This window comes from Variimorphobacter sp. HTMS_6 (assembly GCF_059717775.1).
This window is the reverse complement of sequence record NZ_AP046094.1, coordinates 1032708-1045988: the sequence shown is the minus strand read 5'-3', so window position 1 is coordinate 1045988 and position 13281 is coordinate 1032708. Positions and strand designations below refer to the sequence as shown.

The window sequence follows — 13281 nt, the reverse complement described above, 5'->3', positions numbered from 1 at the left end:
ATACTCATTTGTGTAATCCTGCAGTTATTAATAAATCTATATTCCAATATATAAAGAAAGTGGAAAAATGTCAATGTCGACTTTGACTTAATCCCGATTAAGAACATTCTGAAGTTCCTCTAAAGAATCGATGGATTGATAGAAATCCTGTACGTCGCCAAATCCGTAACGAGCAAAGATAAACGGAACGTTTGCTTCGTTCGCTGCACATGCATCTCCATGGGTATCACCGACGTAAACCGGCTTTTTCAATTCGTTTCTTTCCATTACTAAGCGAATATTATCCGCCTTCAGCTTACCGGAACGACCAGGATATTCATAGTCCGTAAAGTATTGCTCCAGTTGCGGATATGCATGAAAGAAACTTTGGATATACCCCTCTTGGCAATTGCTTACTATGAATAACTTATATTGCTTCGAAAGTAGCTTTAGCATATCCTCTAGCCCCTCATAAAGAGTCGCGCCATGCTCTGCCAGATATTCACATTCATAATCGCAGCATTCTTCAATGATTGATACAGCCTGTTCCTTGGAAACACTTTGAAATAACTTGATACCGATAACATCTAACGGCAAACCGAATAACTCCTTTAATCGGTTTACGGTAACCTCATCCTTTACTTCAGGATGGCTCTCCTGTAATACTTTATTAAATGCAAGCGCAACCTCGTTGGTAGAATCCCATAAAGTGCCGTCTAAATCAAAAATAATACTATCAAACATATTTTTTGTCCTTTTTCTCTGTTTCATATTATTGTGAAAATATTGTCCAATTATTATAATGCCTCATTCTGTCAATAATGTCAATCTACCTTGCTCATAAAACACAAAATGCCCGGATTGAACAAACAATCCGGGCATTTTGCCTTATGAGTCAGCTGAAAAAGAAAAGTATATATTCCCCAATAGATACTTTCAAAAGATTAATGTTTTCTGAATAAACGAATGATAAGATCAACCAAATCTGTAGACATAATTGACATCATGCCGAACCTCCTTTTCAAAGAAAACACCTTGTCACATGCTTTTTATAGCATATGGACAAGGTGTTTTCAATAGGTGGATACATGAACGTCGTGTTTTCCTGCATGAACGTCAAATTTTAATCTTTAGGATTGTTCTCCATAAATATTTCTACCACGAATTCATTATTCTGCTGTTTAAAACTATAGCTTCCGTGATACCCTTCTACCTTTTGGATTACATTGCTTACTCCAAAGCCATGACGACTTTTATCCCTTTTTGAAGTAATCAAACTTCCATTTATAATTTGCAAATTATTTTCACAAGGATTTCTGACATCGATATAAAGATCATTTTTATAATTTGTTACTCTGACATCGATATAATAGAGGGTATCCTCCGTCCTTTTCATTCTTTGTATGGCCTCTATTGCATTCGATATAAGGTTTGCAAATATAACGCTAAGATCCATGGAGGCAATATGAAGCTCGTCGGGAAAACCGCCTTCTACACGCAGTACTATATTTTCTTTCCGACGTTTGCTCTGAACATCATTCAATATAGCATTCACAATATCATTCCCGGTATCGATAAGCTGAGCGGTCTTCGTTGACAAATTTATCAATTCCCCCATATAATCCTCCATCTCCTGAATTTTATTCAAGTGATAGAGGCTGTTAATGCACGCCAGGTGGTTTTTCATCTCATGTCTTAACGAACGTATTTCCTGCTGTTTTTCATTTACCAAAGTATAATACTTCTGCTGAGATTCAATTATGCTCTGATTAATCAGAGATAATTCCTTATACACGTCCATAGATTCACTGATAAAGCTGAATTTAATACATACATAACAATAAAACGTTACAAGTACTACTGTTATCAATAATATAAAACGACGCGCCGTGTCATTAATATTGCTATTTGATTCGATCAGAAGGGCTGTAATAATTAAAAATCCCGTTCCTGCACCGGCAAAGAACATCGCATATATTTTTCTTGTAAAATTAATTTTAAAATTTGTATACTTTCTATTTTTAATAACTACCGCAAAGCCAATTAATATAATATTGACGATATTCGTTAAAACATGCTCCAGCGGAGTATTCGAATAGAAGTTCACCAAGGTCAGTATTGCTACCAATACTGCATCCATAAAGGAGATCGCCAAGTAGGATAAAATAGAAAGAGCTAATTTTTTCAAAAACATTCCTTCTAACAGAAAGCAAACCACAACAACAACTATAGCGGAGTTAATAGCAAGAATCACATCTTTATATAAATGCCTCAGACTTCCTCCAATAATAAGGAATATTATCTGAAGAGCTCCCAGTACAAGATATCTAGTTTTCCCTTTTGTTCTCGCGATACTAAATATTCCGGTTAAAACCAGCCATAATTTAATAAAATCCGTAAAATATGTATACATAACATATACTATCGTTGCTATGGTAACTCACCCCTATCTGGCATTTCTCTTTCTGTATGCTTTACATGCTTTTTTTAATGCGCTTACTTTACGAACGGAAACCTCGACTTTTTCCTCATTGTCTAGTACAATCTCCTTACCAATTTCCTTGATAAACTCCAAATTTACAATATAGGATTTATGAACACGATAGAAATCTCCGGTATTCAGATTATTTTCCCAATCATTCATTGACGAAAATGATTGAAAATAATCATTCCGCGTTCTAACTACGGTATATCGATCTACATACTCTATATAAATTATATCTTTTAGCTTTAAGAATATCGTCTCCCCATCAGAACCAACAATAACCCTGCTGTCCTTCTTGATATCCTGAATTGCATCCGATAACGCCTCTTTAAATTCCTGTCTACTTATCGGTTTTAGTAGATATCTGAATGCTCTTACACGATACCCTGCCTGCATATAATTCACATAGCCGGTCAGAAATATAAGTGTAACATTATTATCCTTCATGCGTAGCTGCTCTGCAGTTTCCATTCCATCCATTCCACCCATTTGAATATCAAGAAATAGAATATCTAGGGTTTTCTCATAAGCAATTACTTCTTCCCCGGAAGAAAAACAGATTATCTCAAAAGACAATGAATAAGCCTGCATATACCTCTTACAAAACTTCACTAATTCCTCTCTTATCATTAATTCATCATCGCATATTCCGACTACCAATTTTTCCCCTTCTTTCCAATATAATGAAGAATACTATTATCATATCAATCTACCTATAATTCGTCAAGTTATTACAGTAAGAAGTTTCCATTTCATACGTAGTTTTTACTATTCTGTAAAACATATATGCTCGAAATGTAATTCACAGACGGCAATTCATGTGTTACAATATTAACTATAGTAACTGAAAAAACTCAAATCCGAAGGTAAACATTTTATATTCTGATAAGTTATACTCGTGCCACTTGTATTATCACATAATGTAAAATCAATAGGAATATAATAACCTGATTATATTTGAGTAGATAGTTAGTGCTCAAAAGCCTCCAAATACTTAAGTCCGTCAATTTATAAAAATTTTAGTTGAATATGTTTTCTATTTCATATTCCTGCATGTCATTATCTGAATTGACGTTTTACTAAGTTTATGGCTTTTGATTCACAAATAAGTAAAAATAGGAATTATTGGAGGATGATGCATTATGAAACAAATCGCCAGCTTTACAATCGATCATATGAAATTACTTCGTGGAGTTTATGTATCCCGAAAAGATAAAATTGGAAATGAAGTGATCACTACCTTCGACATCAGAATGACACGCCCGAATTTTGATCCCGTTATGAACACCGGTGAGGTTCATACCCTTGAACACCTTGGTGCAACCTTTCTACGTAATCACGAACATTACGCTGATAAGACGGTATACTTTGGACCGATGGGTTGCCGCACCGGCTTCTACCTGTTACTGGGTGGAGATTTCGAATCAAAGAGCATTATACCTCTCCTAATTGAGATGTATGAGTTCATGAGAGATTTTGAAGGAGATATTCCTGGCGCAACAGCCGAAAACTGTGGCAACTATTCCGATATGGACTTACCTCTTGCGAAGCATTATGCGAAACAGTTCCTTGATGAGGTGCTATATAAGATTGAAGACAAAACTTTAAATTATCCGTCCTGATGTCCCCTTTCCCTCAGAGGTTCATTTTTACTGTCCCAATGAATATAATGTAAAGAGTATTTATAATGGGAGAAGCTATGGCAGACCAAGATCTTACTCATACCGCAGATATCATCAAGGCTGCAATTCCTTTTGTTGATTCACCGCTCAAAGGTACAGCCGAATTATTTGCAAAGTTTTTAGATTTAATGGGAAGTTTGCGTTCAGCCACCAAACCCGGTAAACTGGCTGCCAGCGGCTTTCGTTCATCTAATATCGACTTTGAGGGATTATTAAGAGGTATAAGACCCATTTGTAGTGCTAAGGAACAAGAAATGGTAGATCGCTTTCTTAACTTTTTTAATATGAAGCGAACCTTTGAAATGTACAATAACATGATGTCCATGATGAAAAATATGCAGGATGTCGGTGATTTTTCATTCGCAGATGCTTTCGGGGCGGGTGATGCAGATAATGTTACCGGCAATTTTAACGGTTCCGCCTTCGAATCAATCTTTAAGAACTTCAGTAATTTCGGCAGTGATACCTCAGAGAGTTCTTCCGATAGCCCTTTCCCCGATATCGATACAGAACATTTTAAAGCGGCTGAAGCAACGGATTCAGCCAATGACAGTTCTGATACTGACGCATCCGACTCGAAACACTCAGATGAACAGCAAGAAAATGATACCACGGGCAGTACAAATTCAACGGGTGGCATGAACAATAATATGTTTGAAATGTTAAAATCCATGATCCCACAGGATCAGATGTCCTCCTTTCAAAACTTAAGCATGCTTTTCAATGCCATGTCATATGATAATAATAGTAAATCAGATGATGATAAGGAGTGAAATGATGGCTGATAATTCTTGGAGTGATAATCCCAGGCTCAAAAATATTGATCCCAAAAAGCTTGCTATACTATTAGAATTAGTGCAGGATGCTGATGGAAAACCAATGGATAAATTAATTCCTTTGTTAATGAACACACAGAAAAAACTTCAAAAACAACACCTTTCTTTTACTAAGGATGAATCCGATTTGATGATAGAGATATTAACTAAGAATATGAACGCGAAAGAAAAAGCACAATTCGAAATGATCAAAAAAGTAATGGCAAATAACCGAAAGTAAAACAAGTAAGTATTCCAAACAAAACAAGTTTAAGTGCCTCGATACATATTATCCCTCATGCTATGTGCTTACAGATTGAATGATTTCTTCCTTTGATCCGATCTAAAGCTGCAGGATAGGTATATTCTATGTTTCTACACTTAAACTTGTTGTTTTTTTATTATCTTTTATCTTTTATCTTTTATCTTTTATCTTTTATCTTTTATCTTTTATCTTTTATCTTTTATCTTTTATTTCTATCTTTTATTTCTATCTTTTATCATTTATTTTTTTCAGATCCGGCAAATCCTATTGTACCCATCACTAAAAATACTATCGTTAATGCAACAATCGTAACGAAATTAATAATTGGATTGAACATGACGATTCTTGCATATTCATCTGTACCGGCATAGATAACTGCTCTCGCCAAATCAAGACAATAGGTCATCGGCATAAGATGATTCAAAACATATAAGATTCCGCTGGAATGATTAATCGGTATAATTGCTCCCGACAGGAACATCTGTGGCATAACAATTAGCATAACTGCAGTATTGGCGGTTCTTTTATTTTTGATCAAGCCGATAATTAACATCGAAATAGCTCCCGCTGAGAGACACATCAATGGTGACAGTATAAATAATAGCAACAACTGAACCCAGGTTATGGTGATACCCATAGCCAAACCGACAGCCAAAGTACCGATCATATTTATAATTGCTACAAACATGGACCCGAAGATCTTTCCGATTACAATGGAATAGCGTGAAGCCGGGGATACTAACATCTCCTGTGTAAAATCCGTTTCATGATCATCCACCAAGGAAGTCATCTGCATCACTGTACCCATGAATAACATATTGATGAGCATTCCAACCATCATAAATCGGTTGTAAGAAAAGTCCAGACCGGAAGCCATATTCTGAGACAGATTTCCTCCCAACATTCCCATCATGATAATAGGAAAAGCCAAACTTAATATAATGGTAGCCGGTGACTTTATTGTTAACGTAATATCCCGTGACATTATCGTAAAAATTGCATTCAGTTCACGAAATATTTTTGAGTGTTTTTTGGAAACCACTAATTCGTTCATAGTGCTGCCCTCCCTGTATCTGTAAGATATTCAATGTACGCATCCTCTAGTGATGGCTCATTAATCCTTAACACGGTAAGTTTATTTTTTAATAGTGTTATAATTTCTTGCGCAGATTTATCACCCAGTGCTATGGATACATGTCGATCTACGGTATATTGCAGTCCTTTATCCTCCAACTCCTGAAAAAGACTTTCTCTATTATCTGCATCCAATATTAATTCTCTACGAATTAAACTTTCTTTCATATTCTCCGGCGAAGTACAGGTTGCTATCTTCCCATGGTTAATTACACATACCCTATCTACCTTTTCTGCCTCATCAATATAGTGTGTTGTCAGAAAAATCGTAGTGCCGTTCTCCTTACGGGCATTATTGATATATTCCCATAAGGAACGTCGACTTACAGCATCCAAACCCTGTGTTGGCTCATCAAGAAACAATACCTTCGGCGTATGAATCAGGCTGCGTATTATCTCTAGTTTTCTCTTCATACCTCCTGACAACTTTTTAATCGGTTTGAATAGTGCATCCTCAATGCCCACGATTTGTGCCAATTCCATAATTCGATTTCGATAGGAAGCCGGCATCATGCGAAAGCTCGGACGATATCCATACATTCCATATAAGCAGGCATGAAATCGGATATTCTCTTCCGCACTTAAAGATGGATCAAGACTTGGTTGTTGAAAGATAATACCGACCTTCTCACGTACCTTTCTCGCCTCTTTTTCTACATCGAAGCCTGCAATCTTAACTGTTCCTGAGGTTTTTGCCAGTGTGGTAGTCAGTATCGATATAGTCGTTGTTTTCCCTGCTCCATTGGGACCTAAGAAGGCGAAAAACTCTCCTTCCTGCACGTGAAAGCTTACTCCATCAACAGCAGCAACATTTGAAGACTTATATTGTTTTTTGAGATTATCGACCTCTATCATTGCGCTCATAAAAAAATCCTCCGTTTCATTTGATGGCTTAATCTTACTGCCCCAAATTAAACGGAGGTTAAACATAATTTAAACGGAATGTAAATTTATCTTTTTCTTATTGGCAGAATTATCATAAACGTAGTTCCTTCATTTAACTCACTATCTACACTTACCTTACCATCATGAAGATTTATTATCTTGTTAACCAATGACAATCCTAGTCCATTGCCCCCCAACGCTCTATCACGGGATTTATCCACTTTATAAAATCTCTCAAATATATGGACCTGATCTTCCTGCGCAATTCCAATGCCGGTATCTGTAATCTTTACGATTACGTTTTCCACATCTTTAGTTAATGAGATATAGATAGAACCCTGCTTCGGAGTGAATTTAATCGCATTATGCAAGAGATTAACCCATACCTGTGATAAGAGGTCTTGATCACCTGCTATCAAGCATTTCTCTAACTCTACTTCCGGCATTTGATTCTTAGAGGACCATTGAGGTTCCATCGAAAGAATAATTCCTTCTATCTGCTTATCCAAACGATATTCTACTATTGATAACGGTTTTTTATCACTGTCAAGTAAAGAGAGTTTTAGCAAATTATCACTTAAGGAAGATAGGCGCTTACTTTCCGTTTCGATTATGGTTGCATAATGTACTCTTTGCTCCTCGGTAAGCTTATCATCTTTTAATAACGTAGCAAAACCACTGATTGATGTTAACGGCGATTGAATCTCATGGGACACATTGGATATGAAATCTTGCCGCATCGTTTCCATCGTACCTAGATTTTTTGCCATATCATTAATCGCATTTGCCAGTTCATCATGAAAATGACTTTGATTCGTGTCAATTAGAACGTTAAAATTTCCTTTTGATATCTGATCCAGTGCGTCGGTCAGTTGGTTATGCACACCCCTGTGGCGTTCTGAAGCCTTACTAAGTTTCATAAAGAATTGAAAGATCAAGCTGATCAGGCTAAATATTAAAATTGCTGCCAGGCCGGATAACATGTGCGCAAAAGCCTCCGGTGGGTGTCCGGTATAGCGATATACGAACTCGGTAATCAGGTATCCTAAGCCGTTTAATAGAGCAAACAATACCATAACCATAAATATTCGCCATGCTATACTATATATATACTTTGGCTTTCTACCCTCTCTCAAGCTACCACCTCCAGACGATATCCCAAACCTCGAACTGTGGATATCTTGAAGCCTGATATCTCTTCCGAAAATCGTTCTCTTAGTCTGCTTATATGCACATCCAAGGTACGTTCATTTCCATCAAAATCATAACCCCAGATGTCCTCAATCAGTGTATCCCTTGAAAATGTCCGGCCCGGAAATCCTGCCAGTTTAAACAGTAACTCGAATTCTTTCATCGGAATGTCTTCTTTCTTACCGTTGATTATGACCGAATAACTGCTTCTGTCAATAATAACACGACCTACACTAACCGTCTGTGAAGCCTCAATTTTATAACGCCTGAGTAGTGCCTTAACACGCATCAATAATTCGTCTCCCTCAAAGGGCTTAGTAAGATAATCATCCGTTCCTGCTTCAAATCCCTTTACCTTGGACATTAAATCCGACTTTGCGGTTAGCATAAGGATCGGCATGTTTTCATAATACATTCGAAGCTTTTTGCAAAGCTCATAACCATCCATATTCGCCATCATTAAATCTATAATGGCTGCCTCCGGATTATCGGAGGTGATTCTCTGTAACGCATCACGGCCGTCCTTTGCCTCACAAACGTCATAGCCACCGTTTCTTAATAGAACACTGACAAGCTCCCGAATATTCGGATCATCGTCAACTATCATTATTTTACTCATTCGCAACCTCCGTTAAGATTGTTATGTTATACTCCACTTTACGATTATTATAACATACAATTGTAAACAGAAATTAAACAGACCAAATATCTCTGGCATATTCTCTAATTGCTCTGTCACTTGAAAACTTCCCAGCATTCACCATGTTAAGAAAACATTTTTTCCGAAACTCGTATGCATTTGAATAATCCTGGTTCACTTTTAGCCGTTCTTCATTATAGTCAATAAAGTCATGTAGTAAAAAATAATAATCTGCTCTATGCCAGCTAGCTCCATCAAGAATGGAGTGATATAACTCTTCAAACATTCCGGTATTTCCGTCATCAAAAGTCTTATCAATTAATGTATCCAGAACTTTCTTAATGCGTGGATTCCCATCATAAAGCTCTCTTGGCTGATAGGTTGGAGTAATTAACCGAAGTTCTTCCACCCTGGCACCAAAGATATAATTATTTTCTTCCCCTGCCTGCTCTACTATCTCGATATTAGCACCGTCATAAGTTCCAAGCGTCACTGCCCCGTTCAGCATAAACTTCATATTACCGGTACCGGAAGCTTCCGTCCCTGCGGTAGAAATCTGTTCTGAGATATCAGCGGCAGGAATTAACTTTTCACTATAGGATACATTGTAATTTGGGAGGAACACCACCTGCATTTTCCCATTGACCTCATAATCACTAGAGATTAACTTTGCTATTTCATTAATATACTTTATAATGCCTTTCGCTCTATAATATCCAGGCGCTGCCTTACCACCAAAAAGGAATAACATCGGATGAAACTCCTTAATTCTTCCCTCCTTGATTCCAAAGTAGATATCTAATATGGAAAAAGCATTCAGTAGTTGTCTCTTATATTCATGAATCCGCTTAACATGAATATCAAAGATATACTTCGGATCAATCACAATCCCCTCCTGCTTATAGATAAACTCAGCAAGTTGGTTCTTCTTTCTTTGTTTGATCATGTCAAATTCTTTGATTAAATCCTCATCTTCGCAATTCTTTTCAAGTTCTTTTAATAACTCCAGATTAGTAATCCACCCCTGCCCAATCTTTGAAGTCACAAATTCAGACAATTCCTCATTACATATTGCAAGCCATCTTCGTTGCGAGATACCATTTGTTTTATTATTAAAGCGATTCGGATAAATCACATACCATTCCTTTAAAAGATCATACTTTAATATGTCAGTATGAATGGAAGCCACCCCGTTGATCGAGTGGCTGACATAGATAGCAAGCCTCGCCATATGAATCATATCATTATCTACAATCAGATAATCCTTTTGCGTGTTATACGTATTCATACCAAGTAACTTCAGCTCCTCTAATAACCTTTGCTGAATCAGTAATATATAGCTATAGACCTTTGGAATGACGGATTGAAACAGTGTCACGCTCCACTTTTCCAATGCCTCAGACATCACTGTGTGATTGGTATAGGCGAAGGATTCTCTTGCAATCTTTATTGCAGCCTCCAAACTTATCTTCTCTGATTCCATAAGCAGGCGTATCAGCTCCGGTATTGCTACAACCGGATGAGTGTCATTGAGTTGAATTGCATACTCTGAGGAAAAATGTGAAAAGTCATCGCCATATTTCTTCTTATATGTTCTCACCAGATCCGCCATCGTTGCTGCGGAGAAAAAATACTCCTGCTTTAATCTTAATCTCTTACCTTTGTCGTTATTATCATTCGGATAAAGGATGCAGCTAATACTCTCCGCTTCAGTTTGGCATTTGAACGCTCCTGCATATCTTTGATCATTAAAAAGTTTAAAATCAAACTTTTTAATCGGTTCCGATTGCCATAGACGCAAGGTATTGATTTTCTTATTATTATAACCGATTACCGGATAATCGTATGGTACCGCGTAAACGGAGCTGTTTTTATAATCAATTCTAATTTTATCTTCTTCTCTTCGAACTGACCAAGGATCGCCAAAACTTTGCCAATCATCTTCTTTTTCCTTTTGAAAACCCTTTTCGAAAAACTGCTTGAACAAACCATATCGATACCGTATTCCATAACCGTTAATTAATATTCCGAGGGATGCACCGGAATCCAAAAAGCAAGCAGCCAACCGTCCTAAACCACCGTTACCAAGTGCAGCATCCTCTAGTTCTTCAAAAAAACTGATATCTTTTTGCTTCTCCTCCATCAGTTCATTAAATTCTTTCATCAATCCTAAATTATATAAATTTTGAAAAATAAATTTTCCTACTAAGAATTCAGCGGAAAGATAGCAAACCTTTTTCCCTGAATTCTCACTTTTCCAATCACTGTATAGAAACTTCATCGTACTTTTTGAAATGGCTTGATACAATTCCACCATATTCGCCTCATAGATTGTGGTGTGATAATCTGCTTCCAGTATTGCTAATACATCCTCTTTCCAACACTTCTCCATATTAATCCTCCATTCTGCCAATGTGGGTGGAACTTTCTGTCCTCACTTTATTTCCTTATTGGGTAATCTGCTATAAAGCTCTGCATACCCTTTTAACAGCTTCCTATCAATGGATTGATACATACTGTTCTTTATTCTCCACCTCCAGTTTCCACTGGTTGTGGACGGATAATTCATTCTCGCACGGTTATCCAGCCCCAGCAAATCCTGGATTGGACATATAATGACATCCGCTATACTACAATATAGAGATCTGATGATTGCATTCGAAAGATCTTCAATTTTAGTCACATTGAAATACTGAAAGGCAAAGCTTAATTCCTTCTCTGTTTTACTCAACAAATGCCCCATCAAAGTTTCATTATCGTGCGTTCCGGTATAGGCTACGATATTGCTGCTTATATAATTATGGGGTAAATACTCATTCGATGACGGTCCTTCTATGGCAAAGCCCAAGACTTTCATACTAGGATATCCGTTTTTACAAATTAGCTTCCTAACCTTTGGTGAAACGATTCCCAAATCCTCCGCTATAATTTTCGCATTACCTATTGATTCTCTGAGTACATCAGTCAGTTGCTTACCGGGTCCTACTTGCCATTTTCCCTCCATCGCCGTGCTGCTTTTAGCTGGAATCGCATAATAGTTCACTACTCCAATGAAATGGTCAATCCTGATTACATCATACAACTCGGAAGAAAGCTTCATTCTCTCCCGCCACCAGGTATAATTATCCAGTTTCATAGCACTCCAAAGGTATAATGGATTACCCCATCTTTGTCCGGTATCGGAAAAAGCATCCGGTGGAACCCCTGCAACCCGTTTGGGATGCTTCTCCTGATCAAGTTCAAATAATTCTGTGTGAGCCCATACATCCGTGCTATCTTCCGATACATATAACGGCATATCTCCAATAATCTTAATTCCTGATATATTCGCATAATGCTTAACACGGTTCCATTGTTCCCTGAATTTATATTGGCAAAACTTCCAGAACTCAATCTCATCTTTCATTTGTTCTGAATAACCCATTAACACATCACTCTTACGATTTTTAACGTTACTATCCCATTCTAGCCAACTCTTGTTTAAGAATAAAATTTTCAGAGACATATAGAGTGCATAATCATCCATCCAATAACTATTATACTTACAAAACTCCAGATAACGTTCCGAGGTACTATGATTACTTTGTGCATATGCTTTCCTTAAAACAGGTATACGTAGTTGATATAATGCATCATAATCAATATACTCTTTTTCCACTTGCCAACACAGCTTATTGATTTCATCCTTCTTTAATAAACCCTCATCGACTAGGATATCTAGGTCAATAAAGTAAGGATTACCTGCGAAGGCGGAATAGGATTGATACGGGCTATCGCCGTAACCTGTAGGTCCTAAGGGTAATACCTGCCAATAGCTGCATCCAATCTGTTTTAAAAAATCAACAAAACTATAGCATTCTGTTCCAAAGCTCCCTATTCCGTACGGTGATGGAAGTGAACTTATAGGCATTAATACTCCGGCTCCCCTCTCAAGTCTAAAATTCCGCTCCAAAGTCATATACTTCCTTTCCAAATGTTATTGCTATAATGATACTCTAAGCTTTTATTCAAAAGATTATTTATATATGCTTACGCTTCCTAATTATATATATGCTAATACCTCATAATCGAGCAATTATAATTTGTGAAACATTAGAATACATAATCTACTTTGATAATATTTGCATTTTTATGTAATATTATACAATTTTAACCACTTAAACCTTGTATAAATATGTCAAAAATAGCGAATTATCAAACGCGTA

The 13281-nt window shown here is 36.9% G+C and carries 12 protein-coding genes; 3 read left to right on the top strand and 9 right to left on the bottom strand.

From position 1 onward, the window contains the following. Positions 1-87 precede the first annotated feature (87 nt). From AC6IWN_RS04595 to AC6IWN_RS04585, 3 genes are all read right to left on the bottom strand, one after another. Positions 88-723 (bottom strand): HAD family hydrolase, encoded by a 636-nt coding sequence (locus AC6IWN_RS04595; protein ID WP_497991199.1) that lies wholly within the window; start codon positions 721-723, stop codon positions 88-90. 379 nt (positions 724-1102) lie between these two features. Next, positions 1103-2392, bottom strand: coding sequence for a sensor histidine kinase (locus AC6IWN_RS04590; protein ID WP_497991198.1), 1290 nt, complete (start codon positions 2390-2392; stop codon positions 1103-1105). 33 nt (positions 2393-2425) lie between these two features. Next, entirely contained in the window at positions 2426-3124 is a 699-nt protein-coding gene (locus AC6IWN_RS04585; RefSeq protein WP_497991197.1) for a LytR/AlgR family response regulator transcription factor, read from the bottom strand. A gap of 482 nt (positions 3125-3606) precedes the next feature. Here AC6IWN_RS04585 and AC6IWN_RS04580 point away from each other — a divergent pair, with 482 nt between their 5' ends. The 3 genes from AC6IWN_RS04580 (at position 3607) to AC6IWN_RS04570 (ending at position 5202) form a co-directional block, all read left to right on the top strand. Next, positions 3607-4086, top strand: a complete 480-nt coding sequence (locus tag AC6IWN_RS04580; protein WP_497991196.1) for an S-ribosylhomocysteine lyase — start codon at positions 3607-3609, stop codon at positions 4084-4086. Between the two features lie 77 nt (positions 4087-4163). Beyond that, on the top strand, positions 4164-4919 hold the full coding sequence (locus AC6IWN_RS04575; protein ID WP_497991195.1) for a hypothetical protein: 756 nt from the start codon (positions 4164-4166) through the stop codon (positions 4917-4919). A 4-nt stretch (positions 4920-4923) separates the two neighbouring features. Further along, positions 4924-5202, top strand: a complete 279-nt coding sequence (locus tag AC6IWN_RS04570) for a hypothetical protein (RefSeq protein ID WP_497991194.1) — start codon at positions 4924-4926, stop codon at positions 5200-5202. A 259-nt stretch (positions 5203-5461) separates the two neighbouring features. On the opposite strand, the gene AC6IWN_RS04565 is transcribed toward AC6IWN_RS04570, so the two are convergent. The 6 genes from AC6IWN_RS04565 to malQ all read right to left on the bottom strand — a co-directional run bounded on the left by AC6IWN_RS04565 (position 5462) and on the right by malQ (position 13028). Next, on the bottom strand, positions 5462-6280 hold the full coding sequence (locus tag AC6IWN_RS04565; RefSeq protein ID WP_497991193.1) for an ABC transporter permease: 819 nt from the start codon (positions 6278-6280) through the stop codon (positions 5462-5464). Then, positions 6277-7224, bottom strand: coding sequence for an ABC transporter ATP-binding protein (locus AC6IWN_RS04560; RefSeq protein WP_497991192.1), 948 nt, complete (start codon positions 7222-7224; stop codon positions 6277-6279). Before AC6IWN_RS04560 ends, AC6IWN_RS04565 begins: the two co-directional genes overlap by 4 nt. A gap of 86 nt (positions 7225-7310) precedes the next feature. After that, positions 7311-8381, bottom strand: a complete 1071-nt coding sequence (locus tag AC6IWN_RS04555; RefSeq protein ID WP_497991191.1) for a sensor histidine kinase — start codon at positions 8379-8381, stop codon at positions 7311-7313. Then, positions 8378-9055, bottom strand: a complete 678-nt coding sequence (locus AC6IWN_RS04550) for a response regulator transcription factor (RefSeq protein WP_497991190.1) — start codon at positions 9053-9055, stop codon at positions 8378-8380. The genes AC6IWN_RS04555 and AC6IWN_RS04550 overlap by 4 nt, the downstream gene beginning before the upstream one ends. Positions 9056-9128: 73 nt before the next feature. Beyond that, positions 9129-11468, bottom strand: a complete 2340-nt coding sequence (locus AC6IWN_RS04545) for a glycogen/starch/alpha-glucan phosphorylase (protein ID WP_497991189.1) — start codon at positions 11466-11468, stop codon at positions 9129-9131. A gap of 42 nt (positions 11469-11510) precedes the next feature. Beyond that, complete coding sequence (gene malQ / locus AC6IWN_RS04540; protein ID WP_497991188.1) at positions 11511-13028, bottom strand: 4-alpha-glucanotransferase; 1518 nt, start codon at positions 13026-13028, stop codon at positions 11511-11513. Positions 13029-13281 lie beyond the last annotated feature (253 nt).